The sequence below is a fragment of the Streptomyces sp. NBC_00162 genome (genome assembly GCF_024611995.1).
Classification (GTDB): Bacteria; Actinomycetota; Actinomycetes; order Streptomycetales; family Streptomycetaceae; genus Streptomyces.
Window position 1 is genome coordinate 5263282 of record NZ_CP102509.1, and the last position, 17033, is coordinate 5280314.

At 71.5% G+C, this 17033-nt stretch carries 15 protein-coding genes; 12 read left to right on the plus strand and 3 right to left on the minus strand.

Annotated elements, in window-relative coordinates:
• Positions 1-17 precede the first annotated feature (17 nt).
• The 5 genes from hutI to JIW86_RS24540 all read left to right on the plus strand — a co-directional run bounded on the left by hutI (position 18) and on the right by JIW86_RS24540 (position 5431).
• Entirely contained in the window at positions 18-1196 is a 1179-nt protein-coding gene (hutI, locus tag JIW86_RS24520; protein WP_215139429.1) for an imidazolonepropionase, read from the plus strand.
• A gap of 113 nt (positions 1197-1309) precedes the next feature.
• Positions 1310-1987 carry an LPXTG cell wall anchor domain-containing protein gene (locus JIW86_RS24525; protein ID WP_215139428.1) on the plus strand — a complete coding sequence of 226 codons (678 nt, stop codon included), beginning with the start codon at positions 1310-1312 and terminating at the stop codon, positions 1985-1987.
• A 17-nt stretch (positions 1988-2004) separates the two neighbouring features.
• Complete coding sequence (locus JIW86_RS24530) at positions 2005-3027, plus strand: hypothetical protein (RefSeq protein WP_257556051.1); 1023 nt, start codon at positions 2005-2007, stop codon at positions 3025-3027.
• The gene (locus JIW86_RS24535; protein WP_257556053.1) at positions 3024-4127 is read left to right on the plus strand and encodes a hypothetical protein; all 1104 of its coding nucleotides are present in this window, start codon (positions 3024-3026) and stop codon (positions 4125-4127) included. The genes JIW86_RS24530 and JIW86_RS24535 overlap by 4 nt, the downstream gene beginning before the upstream one ends.
• Positions 4124-5431 (plus strand): hypothetical protein, encoded by a 1308-nt coding sequence (locus JIW86_RS24540; RefSeq protein ID WP_257556054.1) that lies wholly within the window; start codon positions 4124-4126, stop codon positions 5429-5431. The genes JIW86_RS24535 and JIW86_RS24540 overlap by 4 nt, the downstream gene beginning before the upstream one ends.
• A 67-nt stretch (positions 5432-5498) precedes the next feature.
• Here JIW86_RS24540 and JIW86_RS24545 read toward each other — a convergent pair whose 3' ends face one another.
• Positions 5499-7016 carry a peptide MFS transporter gene (locus tag JIW86_RS24545; RefSeq protein WP_257556055.1) on the minus strand — a complete coding sequence of 506 codons (1518 nt, stop codon included), beginning with the start codon at positions 7014-7016 and terminating at the stop codon, positions 5499-5501.
• Between the two features lie 495 nt (positions 7017-7511).
• On the opposite strand from JIW86_RS24545, the gene JIW86_RS24550 reads away from it, so the two are divergent.
• A complete protein-coding gene (locus tag JIW86_RS24550) occupies positions 7512-8189 on the plus strand; it encodes a response regulator transcription factor (RefSeq protein WP_215139424.1) in 678 nt (225 codons plus the stop codon).
• Between the two features lie 14 nt (positions 8190-8203).
• Positions 8204-9469 carry an ATP-binding protein gene (locus JIW86_RS24555; RefSeq protein ID WP_257556057.1) on the plus strand — a complete coding sequence of 422 codons (1266 nt, stop codon included), beginning with the start codon at positions 8204-8206 and terminating at the stop codon, positions 9467-9469.
• Between the two features lie 23 nt (positions 9470-9492).
• Here the strand turns inward: JIW86_RS24555 and JIW86_RS24560 are convergent, their stop codons facing one another.
• Positions 9493-10029 (minus strand): GtrA family protein, encoded by a 537-nt coding sequence (locus JIW86_RS24560; RefSeq protein ID WP_257556058.1) that lies wholly within the window; start codon positions 10027-10029, stop codon positions 9493-9495.
• Between the two features lie 209 nt (positions 10030-10238).
• Here JIW86_RS24560 and JIW86_RS24565 point away from each other — a divergent pair, with 209 nt between their 5' ends.
• The 4 genes from JIW86_RS24565 to JIW86_RS24580 all read left to right on the plus strand — a co-directional run bounded on the left by JIW86_RS24565 (position 10239) and on the right by JIW86_RS24580 (position 14260).
• Positions 10239-11357, plus strand: coding sequence for a 5-(carboxyamino)imidazole ribonucleotide synthase (locus JIW86_RS24565; RefSeq protein WP_257559422.1), 1119 nt, complete (start codon positions 10239-10241; stop codon positions 11355-11357).
• Complete coding sequence (gene purE / locus JIW86_RS24570; RefSeq protein ID WP_257556059.1) at positions 11354-11890, plus strand: 5-(carboxyamino)imidazole ribonucleotide mutase; 537 nt, start codon at positions 11354-11356, stop codon at positions 11888-11890. The genes JIW86_RS24565 and purE overlap by 4 nt, the downstream gene beginning before the upstream one ends.
• Positions 11887-13065 carry a dipeptidase gene (locus tag JIW86_RS24575; protein ID WP_257556060.1) on the plus strand — a complete coding sequence of 393 codons (1179 nt, stop codon included), beginning with the start codon at positions 11887-11889 and terminating at the stop codon, positions 13063-13065. Before purE ends, JIW86_RS24575 begins: the two co-directional genes overlap by 4 nt.
• Before the next feature lie 136 nt (positions 13066-13201).
• On the plus strand, positions 13202-14260 hold the full coding sequence (locus JIW86_RS24580) for a dipeptidase (RefSeq protein ID WP_257556061.1): 1059 nt from the start codon (positions 13202-13204) through the stop codon (positions 14258-14260).
• A 46-nt stretch (positions 14261-14306) separates the two neighbouring features.
• On the opposite strand, the gene JIW86_RS24585 is transcribed toward JIW86_RS24580, so the two are convergent.
• Complete coding sequence (locus tag JIW86_RS24585; RefSeq protein WP_215139416.1) at positions 14307-15650, minus strand: UDP-glucose dehydrogenase family protein; 1344 nt, start codon at positions 15648-15650, stop codon at positions 14307-14309.
• Between the two features lie 196 nt (positions 15651-15846).
• Between JIW86_RS24585 and JIW86_RS24590 the strand changes: the two genes are divergently transcribed.
• Positions 15847-17019, plus strand: coding sequence for an acyl-CoA dehydrogenase family protein (locus JIW86_RS24590; RefSeq protein WP_215139415.1), 1173 nt, complete (start codon positions 15847-15849; stop codon positions 17017-17019).
• Positions 17020-17033: the final 14 nt, after the last annotated feature.

Here is a 17033-nt window from a genome sequence, read left to right on the forward strand (position 1 = left end):
GGAAACCGAGAGGAACCATGACCACCACCGTCATCACCAACATCGGCAGCCTCGTCACCAACGACCCCGCCCTCGGCGACGGCAGCCCCCTCGGCCTGATCCGGGACGCCGCCGTCGTCATCGACGGCGACAAGGTCGCCTGGGTCGGCTCCGCCGCCGACGCCCCGGCCGCCGACACCGCGTTCGACGCGACCGGCCGGGCCGTCATCCCCGGCTTCGTCGACTCCCACTCGCACCTGGTCTTCGCCGGCGACCGCACCGCCGAGTTCAACGCCCGGATGTCCGGCCGCAGCTACTCCGCCGGAGGCATCCGCACCACCGTCGCCGCCACCCGCGCGGCCACCGACGCCGAGCTCGAGGCCAACCTGGTGCGCCACCTCGACGAGGCCCGCCGCCAGGGCACCACCACCTTCGAGACCAAGTCCGGCTACGGGCTCACCACCGCCGACGAGGCCCGCGCCCTGCGCATCGCCGCCGCGCACACCGAGGAGGTCACCTACCTCGGCGCGCACATCGTGTCCCCCGACTACGCCGAGGACCCGGCCGGCTACGTCGACCTCGTGACCGGCGAGATGCTGGCCGCCTGCGCCCCGTACGCCCGCTGGGTGGACGTCTTCTGCGAGAAGGGCGCCTTCGACGGGGACCAGGCCCGCGCCATCCTCACCGCGGGCGCCGCGGCCGGGCTGATCCCGCGCGTCCACGCCAACCAGCTCTCGTACGGCCCCGGCGTGCAGCTCGCCGTCGAGCTGGAGGCCGCCTCCGCCGACCACTGCACCCACCTCACCGACGCAGACGTCGACGCCCTGGCCCAGGCGGCCGCCACCACGGTCGCCACCCTGCTGCCCGGCGCCGAGTTCTCCACCCGCGCCCAGTGGCCCGACGCACGCCGCCTGATCGACGCCGGCGCCACCGTCGCCCTGTCCACGGACTGCAACCCCGGCTCCTCCTACACCAGTTCCATGCCGTTCTGCATCGCCCTCGCCGTCCGCGACATGCGGATGACCCCCGACGAGGCCCTCTGGTCGGCCACCGCCGGCGGCGCGCGCGCCCTGCGCCGTACCGACATCGGCGCCGTCACCCCCGGAGCCCGCGCCGATCTGGCCCTCCTCGACGCGCCCAGCCACGTCCACCTCGCCTACCGCCCGGGTGTCCCGCTCGTTTCCGGCGTGTGGCAGCGGGGTGTCCGCGTGCACTGACGAACAGTCAATTCCGGCCTGCCCTTTGTCTTCCCTCCGCAAGGCCCCGGGCGTACCTTGAGCCACCAATCTGATGTGTCGTCAGTAACTTGTGGCCCGAGGGGAAGACGAAGGTGTCCAACCGGAAACGCTCCACCGCGCTCGCGCTGGCCTCCGCGCTGGCCGGATCGGCGGTCCTGCTGGCCGCCCCCGCGGCCCACGCCGCCGTCGTCGACGTGGCCTACGACTGCAAGACCCCGATCGGGGACAAGTCGGCGGTATCGCCCATCGAGATCAAGGCAGTCAAGGAAGGCGACGGCTACAAGCTGACGATGTCCTTCCAGAAGGGCGTCTCGTCCAGCCCGATCGAACTCGGCAAGGGCGCGATGAGCCCCAGCGCCGTCGTCCTCGTCGGCGGCGCCGAGAAGGCCTCCGTACCGGTCTCCGGCCCGCCCAACCCGGAGGCCGTGCCCGCCAACACCCCCATCAAGATCACCGACCTGTCGGGCACCTACACGCCCAAGAAGAGCGGCAAGGTCACCTTCACCGCCGGAGTGCTCACCATCAAGGCGATGGGCACCACGACCACCTGCACCCCCGGCAACAGCCCGGGACCCTCCCTGGAGCTGGACGTCACGGCCCCCGGCGGCGGCGCCGCTCAGTCCGGCGGCGGGGACGGGCAGGACACCCTCCCGCAGACCGGCCCCACCGACTCCGCCCTCGCCCTCGGCACCCTCGGCGGCACCGTGCTGCTCTCCGGCGCGGCCGGCGTGCTCTGGCTGACCCGGCGCGGCCAGCGGGCCCGGTCCTGAACGGAGCACCCCCGGCCATGCCCGTGCTCCACACCCTCCAGCGGCTCGGGGTGCTGCTCCTCGCGGCCACCGCGCTGTACACGGCCGCCGCGAGCCCCGCGGCGGCCGAAGAGCCCGGCTGGACCGCCGAGCCAGCCGCCGGAACGACCGCCACCGCCCGGCCCGGCGGCGTCCGCCCGTACTACTACATGGCGGGCACCCCCGGCACCGTCCTGGAGGACCGCCTCGCCCTGGCCAACACCACCGACCAGGAGCGCACGATCACCCTGCGCGGGGCCGACGCCTACAACACCGCCGACGGCGCCTTCGCGGTCCGCCCGGCCGAGCCCGCGGCCGGAGGCCGCTCAGAAGGGCCCGGCACCGGCGCCGGATCCTGGATCAGCTTCGGCGCCGGAGCCACCGTGAAGATCCCGCCCCGCACCCGTGCGGTGGTCCCCTTCTCGCTCACCGTTCCGCCCTCCTCCCCGCCCGGCGACCACCCCGCCGCCGTGGTCGCCACCGAAGGCGGCCACGAGGTCGGCGTACGGGTCCACCTGCGGGTCAGCGGCCCCACCCTGGCCGCCCTCACGGTCGAGGACGTCACCGTACGGGGCAAGGGCTCGGCCGCGGTCGTCGCCTACACCCTGGTCAACCGCGGCAACGTGGCCCTCGCCCCCGAGCTGGGGCTGCGGGCCGAGGGCCTCTTCGGCGAGGTGCCGGGGCGCACCGGCCGCGCCCTGTCCGTCGAACTGCTCCCCGGCCAGCGGGTGGAGCTGACCGAACCCTGGCCCGGAGCCCCGGTCCTGGACCGGGTGCGCGTCACCCTCACCGTCACCGCCCCCGGCGGCGCCCGCGCGGTGGCAGACGGATCGCGCTGGCTCGTGCCCTGGAACCTCATCGGCTGGACGGGGGCGGGCCTGCTCGCCCTCGGCGGGACCACCGCGGCCGCGCTGTACTTCGTACGCGCCCGCCGTCCCCGCCGGAACGCGCCGGCCGGCGCACCGCCCGCGGCCGGACCTGCCCCTGCACCGGAACACGAACTGACGGGAGCCTCCAGGTGAGAAGACTCGGAGCCCTGCTCGCAGCCGGGCTGGCGGTGTGCGCGCTGGCCCTGTTCCCGGCGCCCCCGGCCGCGGCCGACGAGGGCAAGCCCGCCGTGGCGCTCTCGCTCCAGGAGGCCGCCAAGGGCACCGAGATCACCGTCACCGGCACCGGCTGGCGGGCCAAGACCCTGGTGATGCTGCTGGTCTGCGGGCAGAACATGATCGGCGGTACCAACAGCTGCGCCAACGCCGACGGCGCCGCTGTATCCGTCGCCGACGACGGGCACTTCGCCGCGCAGCTGCCCGTGGTGGCACCGCCCAAGCCCTGCCCCTGCGTCGTCAACGTCACCTCCGTCAACGGCGACCAGTCCACCGTCGCCGCCGCGTTGAAGATCACCGACCACCCGGTGGCCGAGCTGCCCGCCGAATCCGGCACGGCCCGCCTCGCGATGCTCACCGGCGTCCGGCTGGAGGGCGACGACGGGGTGCTGACCTGGTTCGGCGCCCCGCCCAGCCGCAAGTTCAAGGTCACCGTCGGCAATCTCGGCTCGGCCCCCGTCAAGGACCCGGTCTTCCAACTCGGCACCGCCCACGGGGTGTTCGCACCGCTGTGGGAGGAGGTCCGCTGGAAGGGCAGCATCGCGCCGGGCGGCAAGGCGGAGATCGCCCTGGACGTGGCCCTCACCGCGGGCGCCCACGGCGACTACACGATCTCCCTCAAGTACGGCGAGACCGTCGTGGCCACCCAGCCCTGGGGCGTGGACCGGCCGTACGGGGTCCTGCTGTTCTGGGGCCTGCTCCTGCTGGTCATCCCGGCCGCGGTCTTCCGCGTCGGCATGGCCGTCGTCGACAAGGTCCGGCCGCGCACCGCGCCCCCCGGCCGCCACCGGGGAGCCCGCATCCCCGAGGCGGCGGCCGCGGTGACGGGCCGCCTGCCCAGGATTCCCGCCGTACGAGGACCCGCGCGCGCGGCCACCCCGCCGCCGGCCACTTCCTCGGCGACCCACGAGACCCCCACGGCGGCCCTGCCGTGGTTCACCCCGGACAGCGCGCCGGAGACAGCACCACAGACGTCCGCACCGTCTGAGAACCGTTCGACGACGAAGGGACATTCGTGAAGACCCAACGGAGGGTGAGCGCGGCCGTGGTCGCGCTGCTGCTCGGCGGCGCGGGTATCGCCATTTCGGCTTCTCCTGCCCTGGCCGCCGAGGCCACATTCAAGGTCAAGTGCGTTCCGCCGGCCGGCGGAGGCGACCCGGTGGAGGGCGAGACCACCGCCAAGATCACGGCCCCGGCCACCGCCAAGGTCGGTGACGAGGTCGACGTGGTCTGGGAGACCGTGAAGCCCGCCTCGAACAACACGGACCTGATGGACATCCCGCAGGACTCCGTCCAGCCCACCGGCTGGATCGCGGTGGGCGGCGGGATGGGCGAGCTGAAGGTCGTCGGGGAGAAGAAGAACCCGCCGATCCCGAAGAAGGCCCCCATGGTCATGTCACCCATGAAGGGCAAGCTGAAGCTCACCAAGGCCGGCAAGATCACCCTGACCCCCGGCAAGTACGACGTCGCCGTCACGTTCTCCTTCGGCACCTTCGTCACCAAGTGCGCGCCGACCGGCGAGGTGAAGGGCGGGGCGACCATCGATGTCTCGGCCGGCTCCAGCGGCGGGACGACGAGCGGCGGCACCACGAGCGGCGGCACGACCACGGGCGGGGCGACCACCGGCGGCTCCACCACCGGCGGCGGTTCCACCACCACCTCGGGCGGCTCCACCACCGGCGGAGGCGGCGGCCAGACCGACTTCCCGGGCAAGGCCGTCGAGGTCGCCTTCGACTGCGGCCCGGTCGTCCCCGGGGGCATCAAGACCCCGGTCACGATCAACGCGAAGAAGAACGGCGGCAGCTACGACCTGACCGTCAAGACGGCGAAGGGCGCGATGGCCGCGCCCATGGCCCTGCCGGCGGGGGCCCTCAAGCCCTCGATGAACGTCAAACTCGGCGGCGCGGACAGCGGAACGGTCAAGGTCTCCGGCCCGGCCAACGCGGAGCCGATCCCTGACAAGGCCCCTGTCAGCCTCAACGACATGACCGGCACCTACAAGCCGGGCAAGACCGGCAAGGTGTCGCTGAGCCCGGACCAGCTGACCATCGACGTCACGATGGCCCCGGGCTCCACGCCGATCAACGTGCCCTGCAAGGCGACCAGCAGCGGCGTCTCGCTGGAGCTGGACACCGCCGCCCAGCCGGGCGGCTCCGGCTCGGCGACCACCACCGGCACCAGCACCTCCGGCGGCCTCGCCGAGACCGGCGCCGAGGACGAGGGCGGCATCAAGGCCCTGGCCCTGGTCGCCGGCACGGTGATCCTGCTCGGTGCCGGCGTCTTCACCTTCACCCCGTGGCGCCGCCTGCGCGGCACCCGCTAGCCCGGAAACGCGAGCGGCCCGGCACACCTTTCGGTGTGCCGGGCCGCTCACGTGCCGGAGGGGTGCGTCAGTGCACGCCACCCATGAGGGTCTGGACCTTCTTGCGGTACGAGTAGACCGCGAAACCGGCCAGGACCGCGGCGAGCGCCTGGAAGGCGATCACCGAGGTGCCGTTGAGGTCCACCCCGCCGATGGACAGGAGGCTGGTGATGCAGTCACCGGCGGTGACCGCGAGGAACCAGACACCCATCATCTGGGAGGCGTACTTCTGCGGGGCCATCTTCGTGGTGACGGAGAGGCCGACCGGGGAGACGCACAGCTCGCCGATGGTCTGGATCATGTAGATCGAGACCAGCCACATCGGGGAGACCTTGACGTCGCCGGTCGCCATGCCCATCGGCACGATGAAGACGAAGAACGAGGCACCGATCAGGACCAGGCCCATCGCGAACTTCACGATGGTGTTCGGCTCCTGGTTCTTGCGGGCCAGCCACAGCCACAGCCAGGCGAAGACCGGGGCCAGGGCCATCACGAACAGCGGGTTCAGCGACTGGTACCAGGTGGCCGAGAAGTCGAAGCCGAAGACGGTGCCGGCGGTCTTGTCGTCCGCGAACAGGGACAGCGTGGAGCCACCCTGGTCGTAGATCATCCAGAAGACGGCAGCGGCGATGAAGAACCAGATGTACGCGGTCATCTTCGACTGCTCGGAGCCCGACAGGTCCTTGTCGCGCTTGATGCGCGCCAGCACGGCGATCGGGATGATCAGGCCCGCCAGCGTCAGCGGGACCAGGGCCCAGTTGAGCGTGTAGGCACCGAGGGCCACCACGGCGCCGTAGAAGAGGGCGATGCCCAGGACGGCGAAGACGACCTTGGTGAGGACGGCCTTGCGCTCCTCCGGGGACAGCGGGTTCGGGACCAGGCTGCTCTTCGGGCTCAGGTGCTTGGTGCCGAGCAGGAACTGGACGAGACCGAGGCCCATGCCGACGGCGGCGAGGGCGAAGCCCATGTGCCAGTTGTGCTCCTTGCCGACCGTGCCGACGACGAGCGGGGCGACGAAGGCGCCGAGGTTGATGCCGACGTAGAAGAGGGTGAAGCCACCGTCGCGGCGCGGGTCCTCAGGGCCGTCGTACAGGTGGCCGACCATCGTGGAGATGTTGGCCTTGAGCAGACCGGAACCGGCCGCCACCAGGATCAGACCGACGAAGAACATCGCCTGGCCCGGAAGGGCCAGCGACAGGTGACCAGCCATGATCACGAAACCGGCGATCGCGACCGTCTTGCGGGCGCCCCAGACGCGGTCGCCGAACCATCCGCCCGGCATGGCCATCAGGTAGACCATCGAGACGTACACGGAGTAGATCGCCGTGGTGGTGGCCGCGGTCATCGCGAGGCCGCCGCCCTGGCTGCCCGTGGCGGCGTCGGCACCGCCCGAGACCAGGTAGTACACGAGAAGTGCGCGCATGCCGTAGTAGGAGAAGCGCTCCCACATCTCGGTCATGAACAGCGTGGCCAGGCCACGGGGGTGGCCGAAGAAGGTCTTCTCGGTGGACGGATCCGCCGCGTCCCTCGTCAGGCTGGAAGCCATGGTCGATCCTTGCTTGCTCGGGACGCGTGGCTTCGTGAGCCCATCAGCGCCCGGTGGGGGGTGGCCGGCACCGGCAGCGGAAGTCCCACCCCACGCCCGGGGGTCTCGCCCCCGTGGGGTCGGGGGTGAAGGGATGTCCGTAACCGAGATCCACGCCCGGCCGCGCATCATCGCGCGACGGGCCCGGCCCACAGGTCATTCACTGTCATCAAGCCCGGACAGGTCAGTCCGTCAAGACTGCCCGTTTCGGTCAGGACAGAAATAGAGACCTTCGGCGCGCTTTTCGGCACAAAGGTCCCTGAGGTAGTGCATCAGGCGTCTCGACACCATACGACAGGACAGGGCGGCATAAGGAAGGACTTGAGATATGGATCACAAGGTGGCGCGGGAACCGTTCGACCATATTCGAAGGCGGTTAGTAGTTCATAAGCCCAGATAGGCAGGGGTGTTCCTGCGGCCCCCTAGATCCAGCCGCCGCGGACTACCATCACCCACATGACGCGTGTACTGCTCGCCGAGGACGACGCATCCATCTCGGAACCCCTGGCCCGCGCTCTGCGCCGGGAGGGGTACGAGGTCGAGGTCCGGGAGGACGGCCCCACGGCCCTGGACGCCGGGCTGCAGGGCGGCGTCGACCTCGTCGTCCTGGACCTCGGGCTGCCGGGCATGGATGGCCTGGAAGTGGCCCGCCGGCTGCGTGCCGAGGGCCACGGCTTCCCGATCCTGGTCCTCACCGCCCGCGCGGACGAGGTCGACACGGTCGTCGGCCTCGACGCCGGCGCCGACGACTACGTGACCAAGCCCTTCCGCCTCGCCGAACTGCTGGCCCGGGTCCGGGCCCTGCTCCGGCGCGGCGCGAACGAGACGGCCCAGCCCCCCGCCACCCACGGCGTGCGCATCGACGTCGAATCGCACCGGGCCTGGATGGGGGAGGAGGAGCTCCAGCTCACGGCCAAGGAGTTCGACCTGCTGCGCGTCCTGGTCCGCGACGCCGGCCGGGTCGTCACCCGCGACCAGCTCATGCGCGAGGTCTGGGACACCACCTGGTGGTCCTCCACCAAGACCCTCGACATGCACATCTCCTGGCTGCGCAAGAAGCTGGGCGACGACGCCGCCAACCCCCGCTACATCGCCACCGTCCGGGGCGTCGGCTTCCGCTTCGAGAAGAGCTGAGCACCTTCTAAGCCATGCGCCGCCGTCTGATCAACTCCACGCTCGCCGTCGTACTCGTCGTGATCGCCGTCTTCGGCGTCTCCCTGGTGATCGTGGAGACCCGGACCATCACCAGCAGCGCCCAGGACCGCATCGAGTACGAGGCGCAGCGACTGGTGGGCATCGTCGAGGCGAACGTCCTGGAGAGGAAGCAGGTCGCCCCGACGGCCCTCGCCGACCAGCTGGACGTCGGCCACCACGCCACGATCACCATCCCCGGGCAGCCCCCGGTGGAGGTCGGCGACCGGATCGACGAAGACGTCATCCGCGGCACCGCGCGCGGCGAGCAGGGCGAGATCGTGGTCGTCGAGGAAGCCCACTCCACCGTCACCAAGGAGGTCGGGCGGACCCTCGTGGTGGTCGGCGCCGTCGCGCTGCTGGCCGTCGTGGCGGCCGTACTGCTCGCCGTACGGCAGGCGAACCGGCTGGCCTCCCCGCTCACCGACCTCGCCGAGACCGCCGAGCGCCTCGGATCGGGAGACCCGCGGCCCCGGCACAAGCGGTACGGGGTCCCCGAGCTGGACCGGGTCGCGGACGTACTGGACTCCAGCGCCGAACGGATCGGGCGGATGCTGACCGCCGAGCGGCGCCTGGCCGCGGACGCCTCCCACCAGCTGCGCACCCCGCTCACCGCGCTGTCGATGCGGCTGGAGGAGATCACGGTCACCGACGACCTGGAGACCGTGCGCGAAGAGGCGACCATCGCCCTCACCCAGGTGGAGCGGCTCACGGACGTGGTCCAGCGCCTCCTGACGAACTCGCGGGACCCGCGGACCGGCTCGGCGGTCCCCTTCGACCTCGACGAGGTCGTCAAGCAGCAGGTGGAGGAGTGGCGCCCCGCCTACCGCAGCGCCGGCCGCGCCATCGTGCGCTCCGGCAAGCAGGGCGTGCGGGCCGTCGGCACCCCGGGCGCGGTCGCCCAGGTCCTGGCGACCCTGGTGGAGAACGCACTGATGCACGGCGGCGGCACCGTCGCCCTGCGCACCCGGGTGATCGGGAACCAGGCGGTGCTGGAGGTCACGGACGAGGGGCCGGGAGTCCCGCCGGACCTCGGCAACCGGATCTTCGAGCGGGCCATCAGCGGCCGCAACTCCACCGGCATCGGCCTGGCCGTGGCCCGGGACCTCGCCGAGGCGGACGGCGGGCGCCTCGAGCTGCTCCAGGCGCAGCCGCCGGTCTTCGCGCTGTTCCTGAGCCGGACGGCCCCGGAGCGCAGCGAACCGGAGAAGACGGTCCGCTAGGTCCGCCAGGTCTGCCGGGCCCGCTAGCTCGCCGCGGGTTCCGGTTCCGGCTCGGGCATCGGCTTGCGCTCCGGCTTGGGCAGCGGCGCCGGCTCGGGTATCGGCTCGGCCTCCGCGGTCGGGGGCAGGGCCTTGAAGACCCAGGTCCGGTACGACCAGAAGCGGAAGACGGTCGCGGTGCCGATGCCGATGAACTTGAACACATTGGTGGCGACCGGTCCGCCCCAGCCGAAGCCGTACGTGGCCGTGTACAGCACGCCGTTCTCGATCACGAGGCCGATCGCGCTGAAGGCGGCGAACAGGGCCAGCTCGCGGGTCCGGCCGCTCTGGGCGCGGTCCCGGTAGGCGAAGTAGCGGAAGCCGAGGTAGTTCGTGGCGATGGCGACCACGGTGGCTATCACGCTCGCGCGCACCACCTGGAGGTCGGTCGTGTTGCGGATCAGGTTGAAGACACCCAGGTTGACCAGCACACCCAGACCGCCGACCGCCCCGAACTTGGCGACCTCCCGAACGAGGCCGCGTACGCGTTCGAGAACAGATCCGTTCCCCGGCGTGCTCATCTGAATGGTCAGTCCCTGTCGGTCACCGCCCCGCGCGGGGCGTCCGCTGTTCTCCGTCAACCCCCACATGTTAAGTGTCGCCCCTGTGGTCCGTCTGTGCCTTCGGACACCGTGCGACGCACGGCACACCACGCGTCCGCGCCAGGGTCACGTCCGGATGGCGGAATACCGCCGGATACCCTGGAGGAGTGACGTTCCCGGTAGTCGGCATGGTCGGCGGCGGACAGCTCGCCCGCATGACCCACGAGGCGGGCATCCCCCTCGGCATCAGATTCAAGATCCTCAGTGACACCCCACAGGACTCGGCGGCCCAGGTCGTGAGCGACGTCGTCATCGGCGACTATCGCGATCTGGAGACGTTGCGCGCCTTCGCGCGCGGCTGCGACGTGATCACCTTCGATCACGAGCACGTACCCACCGAGCACCTCAGGGCCCTGGAGGCGGACGGCATCCCCGTCCGCCCGGGGCCCGATGCGTTGGTGCACGCCCAGGACAAGGGGGTGATGCGCGCCAAGCTCGACGAGATCGGCGCGCCGAGCCCCCGCCACCGGATCGTGAGCGATCCGGCGGACGTGGCGGCCTTCGCGGACGAGGTGGGCGGCTTCCCGGTCATCCTCAAGACGGTGCGCGGCGGGTACGACGGCAAGGGCGTGTGGTTCGTCCGCACCCCGGAGGACGCGGAGGCCCCCTTCAGGGCGGGCGTCCCGGTCCTCGCGGAGGAGAAGGTCGAGTACGTCCGCGAGCTCGCGGCCAACATCGTCCGCTCCCCGCACGGCCAGGCGGTGGCCTACCCCGTCGTGGAGTCCGTCCAGGTGGACGGGGTCTGCGACACGGTGATCGCTCCCGCCCCGAACCTCTCCGAGGAGCTGGCGGGCGAGGCCCAGGGCCTGGCCCTGCGCATCGCCAAGGAGCTCGGCGTGACCGGCCACCTGGCCGTGGAGCTGTTCGAGACCGTCGACGGCCGCATCCTCGTCAACGAACTGGCCATGCGCCCGCACAACAGCGGCCACTGGACCCAGGACGGGGCCATCACCTCGCAGTTCGCCAACCACGTACGCGCGGTCCTGGACCTCCCGCTGGGCGACCCGCGCTCCCGCGCCAAGTGGACGGTCATGGCGAACGTGCTGGGCGGGGACTACCCCGACATGTACGCGGCGTACCTGCACTGCATGGCCCACGACCCCCAGCTGAAGATCCACATGTACGGCAAGGACGTGAAACACGGCCGCAAGGTCGGCCACGTCAACACCTACGGCGACGACCTGGACGATGTGCTGGAGCGCGCACGCCACGCTGCCGACTACCTCCGAGGAACGGTCACCGAATGAGCACCTCCGCCGCAGCCCCCGTCATCGGCATCGTCATGGGCTCCGACTCGGACTGGCCCGTCATGGAGGCCGCCGCCCAGGCCCTCGACGAGTTCGAGATCCCCTACGAGGTCGACGTCGTCTCCGCGCACCGGATGCCGCGCGAGATGGTCGAGTACGGCGAGCGGGCCGCCGACCGCGGCCTCAAGGCGATCATCGCGGGCGCCGGCGGGGCCGCCCACCTGCCCGGCATGCTCGCCTCGGTCACCCCGCTGCCGGTCATCGGCGTCCCGGTCCCGCTGAAGTACCTCGACGGCATGGACTCGCTGCTGTCGATCGTGCAGATGCCCGCCGGGGTTCCCGTCGCCACCGTCTCGGTCGCCGGGGCGCGCAACGCCGGCCTGCTGGCCGTACGGATGCTGGCCGCGCACGACAAGGAGCTGCTGGGCCGCATGCGCGAGTTCCAGCAGGAGCTCAACGACCAGGCCACCGAGAAGGGCAGGCGGCTGCGTACGAAGATCGCGGGCGCGGGGTCCTTCGGATTCGGCAAGTGAGCGCGGCGCAGCGCCTGGACGAGGCGCACGAGCTGCTGGCCGAGCACCCCGTCGTGGACGGCCACAACGACCTGCCCTGGGCGCTGCGTCAGCAGGTGCGCTACGACCTGGCACAACGGGACATCGCGGACGACCAGTCCGCCCACCTGCACACCGACATCCCCCGGCTGCGCGCCGGCGGGGTCGGCGCGCAGTTCTGGTCCGTCTACGTCCGCTCCGACTACGCCGGCGACGAGGCGGTCAGCGCCACCCTGGAGCAGATCGACGTCGTCGCCCAGCTGATCGACCGTTACCCCGGCGACCTCGTACGGGCGCTGACGGCGGACGACATGGAGGCGGCCCGCGCCGGCGGCCGGATCGCCTCCCTGATGGGCGCCGAGGGCGGCCACTCCATCAACAACTCGCTCGCCACCCTGCGCGCCCTGCACCAGCTGGGCGTGCGGTACATGACGCTCACGCACAACGACACCATCGACTGGGCGGATTCGGCGACCGACGAGCCCCGGCACGGCGGCCTGACGGACTTCGGCCGCGAGGTCGTCCGCGAGATGAACCGCGTCGGCATGCTGGTGGACCTCTCGCACGTGGCCGCGACGACGATGCGCGACGCGCTCGCCGTCTCGGCCGCGCCGGTGGTCTTCTCGCACTCCTCGGCGCGCGCGGTCTGCGACCACCCGCGCAACATCCCCGACGACGTGCTGGCGCTGCTCCCGGCCAACGGCGGGGTGGCGATGGCCACTTTCGTCCCGAAGTTCATCCTCCCGGCAGCCGTCGAGTGGACGCAGGCCGCGGACGAGAACCTGCGGGCCCACGGCTTCCACCACCTGGACACCACGCCCGAGGCGATGGCCCTGCACCGGGCCTTCGAGGCGGAGCGCCCGCGCCCGGTGGCCACGGCCGCCACGGTCGCCGACCACCTGGGCCACATGCGCGAGGTGGCCGGGATCGACCACATCGGCATCGGCGGGGACTACGACGGCACGGCCTTCACCCCGTCCGGGCTGGACGACGTGGCGGGCTACCCGAACCTGATCGCGGAGCTGCTCGCGCGCGGCTGGTCGAAGGCCGACCTGGCGAAGCTGACCTGGTCCAACGCGGTCCGGGTACTGCGCGACGCGGAGGCGGTGGCGCGGGACCTGTCGGCATCCCGGGGCCCGTCGAACGCGGTGATCTAGCAGGCCGGGCGGGTGGGGCAACCGGGTGTGACCTGCGGATTACACCCGAATGCCACACCTGCCGGGCGACCCGGGCGTCCCGCGTGTCACGGTGGCACCATCTCTCCCTGCTGCCGCCGAGACCGGAGCGAACGCCATGGCCGACCTGCAGGATGAACCCCACTCCGTGGGCATCGGGGCGGAAGACCTTCCCGCCCCCACAGCATTGGCCGGCGCCCTCGAACGGGCTGCCGCGCTGCTGTCCGTGCATCCCGTCGCGGACGGGTGCAACACGCTCGTCTGGACCCTGCGCCAGAGCCCGTACCACGACATCGACACCCCCGACGCCGGAATCGACACCGACATTCCGCGGCTGCGCGCCGGGGGAGTGGGTGCCCAGTTCTGGTCGCTGCTCACCCCGCGCGAGGCCGCGGCCGTCGATCAGGTGGTGTCCGACACCCTGGAACAGATCGACGTGGCGCTGGCCCTGCTGCGCCGCTACCCCGACAGCCTGTGCCTCGCGCTGACCGCCGACGACATGGCGGACGCCCGCAACCGAGGCCGCATCGCCTGCTTCCTCGGGCCCGTGCCCGGCCGTACGCTGACCGATTCGCTGAGCGCGCTGCACGCGTTCCACGCGCTGGGCGTACGGATCTTCGCGCCCGCGGGAGCGCCCTGGGCCCAGCACGACCTGACGGCCTTCGGGCACGAGGTGGTCCAGGAGGCGAACAGGCTGGGCATCGTGCTGGACCTGACCGGGTGCCCGCCGACGGCGGCCCGCCAGCTCGCGGCCGCCTCGAAGGCCCCGGTGATCGTCTCCAACACGGCCGCCGCCGTCCTGAACCCGCATCCGGGGAACGTCACCGACGAGGTCCTGCTGGCGCTGCGGGAGGCAAACGGCCTGGCGATGGTCACCTTCGACGCCGACCGGACCGGGGACTCCCTGCACGCGGTGGCGGACCACATCGACCACGTACGGGCCGTCGCGGGCCCGGAGTGCGTCGGCCTCGGGGCCGCCTTCGGCTCCGAGCCGGGCAGTCCCCGCCCGTCGGGCCTGACCGACCCCTCGGGCTACCCCCGCCTGATCGCGGAACTCCTGGACCGCGGCTGGCCCGAAGCCGACCTGGCCCTGCTGACCTGGGGCAACGCCCAACGAGTCCTCCGCGACGCGGAATTCACCTCCCGCGCCGCCCAACACCGCCGCCCGCCTGCTTGAATCCCAGCAACGGCGCCGCACCCACCCGGCCCGGCAGGGCCACGGTTCAGGCCCGCGGGCGGCCCATGGCCCGGTAGGTCCAGCCAGCCGCACGCCAGACGGCCGGGTCAAGCGCATTGCGGCCGTCCAGCAAGAGGCGGTCCGTGACGACGCCCCCCAGCTCCGCCGGATCCAGGTCGCGGAACTCGCGCCACTCGGTGAGGTGGAGGACGACCTCCGCCCCCCGGGCCGCCTCCAGCGCGGAGTCCGCGTACCCCAGCGTCGGGAACACGCGCCGGGCGTTGTCCATGCCCTTGGGGTCGTAGACGGTGACCTGGCCGCCCTGGAGGTGGATCTGCCCGGCCACGTTCAGCGCGGGCGAGTCGCGGACGTCGTCGGAGTCCGGCTTGAAGGTGGCTCCGAGCACCGCGACCCGCTTGCCGAGGAACGAGCCGCCGACGGCGTCGCGGGCCAGCTCCACCATGTGCCCGCGGCGCCGCATGTTGATCGAGTCGACCTCCCGCAGGAAGGTCAGCGCCTGGTCCGCGCCCAGCTCGCCAGCGCGGGCCATGAAGGCCCGGATGTCCTTCGGCAGGCAGCCGCCGCCGAAGCCGATCCCGGCCCGCAGGAACTTCGCGCCGATCCGGTCGTCGTAGCCGATGGCCTCCGCCAGCTTGACCACGTCACCGCCCGCGGCCTCGCACACCTCCGCCATCGCGTTGATGAAGGAGATCTTGGTGGCCAGGAAGGAGTTCGCGGCGGTCTTCACCAGCTCGGCGGTCGGGAAGTCGGTGACCACCAGCGGGGTTCCCTCCGACATCGGCGTCTCGTACACCTCCCGCAGCAGCTTCTCGCCGCGCTCGCCCTGTACGCCGATCACGATCCGGTCGGGGTGCAGGGTGTCCTGCACCGCGAAGCCCTCCCGCAGGAACTCCGGGTTCCAGGCCAGCTCCACCTCCGCGCCCGCCGGCGCCAGCTCCGCGAGCTTCGCGGCCAGCCGCTGCGCCGAGCCCACCGGCACGGTGGACTTGCCGACCACCAGCACCGGCCGCGTCAGGTGCGGGGCCAGCGAGGCCATCGCGGAGTCGACGTAGGACATGTCACACGCGTACTCGCCGTGCTTCTGCGGAGTGTTCACGCACACGAAGTGCACGTCGCCGAATTCCCCGACCTCCTCCCACGAGGTCGTGAACCGCAGCCGCCCCGTGGAGCCCGGCAGCCCGGCCACGTGCGAGGACAGCAGCTCCTCCAGCCCGGGCTCGTACATCGGCACCCGGCCCGACGCCAGCATCTCGATCTTCTCGGGCACCACGTCCAGCCCCAGCACCTCGAACCCCAGCTCCGCCATCGCCGCGGCGTGCGTCGCGCCGAGGTATCCGGTGCCGATCACAGTGATCCTGAGGGGGGCCATGGGTGCTCCAGGGGGTGCGGGCCGTTTGCGGCCACTGAGCATAGTCGGGCCCGTCACGGGGGACGTTCTCCGGCAGGTGACCCCTCTGTCACGCAACTCACGTAGGCCGTCCATACCGCCATCCGCGCACCGGACACTAAGCTTGGGTTACTTAACGGTAGTTAGCATCACGCATCACCCTGGGGAGTGAGAGATCTTGGCGGGTTCTGCCGACTTCGACCTGTACCGCCCGGCCGAGGAGCACGACATGCTCCGCGAGTCGGTCCGCTCGCTCGCCGAGGCGAAGATCCTGCCGTTCGCCGCCGCGGTCGACGAGGAGTCCCGCTTCCCGCAGGAGGCCCTCGACGCCCTGGTCGCCAGCGACCTGCACGCCGTCCACGTGCCCGAGACCTACGGCGGCGCGGGCGCCGACGCCCTCGCCACCGTGATCGTGATCGAGGAAGTGGCCCGCGTCTGCGCCTCCTCCTCCCTCATCCCGGCCGTGAACAAGCTCGGCTCGCTCCCGGTGATCCTCTCCGGTTCCGAGGAGCTCAAGGCCAAGTACCTCGGCCCGCTGGCCAAGGGCGACGCGATGTTCTCGTACGCGCTCTCCGAGCCGGACGCGGGCTCCGACGCCGCCGGCATGAAGACCCGCGCCGTGCGCGACGGGGACTTCTGGGTGCTCAACGGCGTCAAGCGCTGGATCACCAACGCGGGCGTCTCCGAGTACTACACGGTGATGGCCGTCACCGACCCGGAGAAGCGCTCCAAGGGCATCTCCGCCTTCGTGGTCGAGAAGTCGGACGAGGGCGTCTCCTTCGGTGCGCCCGAGAAGAAGCTCGGCATCAAGGGCTCCCCGACGCGCGAGGTCTACCTCGACAACGTCCGCATCCCGGCGGACCGCATGATCGGCGCCGAGGGCACCGGATTCGCCACCGCGATGAAGACCCTCGACCACACCCGCATCACGATCGCCGCCCAGGCGCTCGGCATCGCGCAGGGCGCCCTGGACTACGCCAAGGGCTACGTCCAGGAGCGCAAGCAGTTCGGCAAGCCGATCGGCGACTTCCAGGGCGTGCAGTTCATGCTCGCGGACATGGCCATGAAGATCGAGGCCGCCCGCCAGCTGACGTACGCGGCGGCCGCCAAGTCGGAGCGCGTTTCCGCCGGTGGCGACAAGGAAGACCTCACCTTCTTCGGCGCCGCGGCCAAGTGCTTCGCCTCCGACGTGGCCATGGAGGTCACCACCGACGCCGTCCAGCTCCTCGGCGGCTACGGCTACACCCGTGACTACCCGGTGGAGCGCATGATGCGCGACGCGAAGATCACGCAGATCTACGAAGGCACGAACCAGGTCCAGCGGATCGTCATGGCCCGCAACCTGCCGTAACCGGCCCGGCCCGC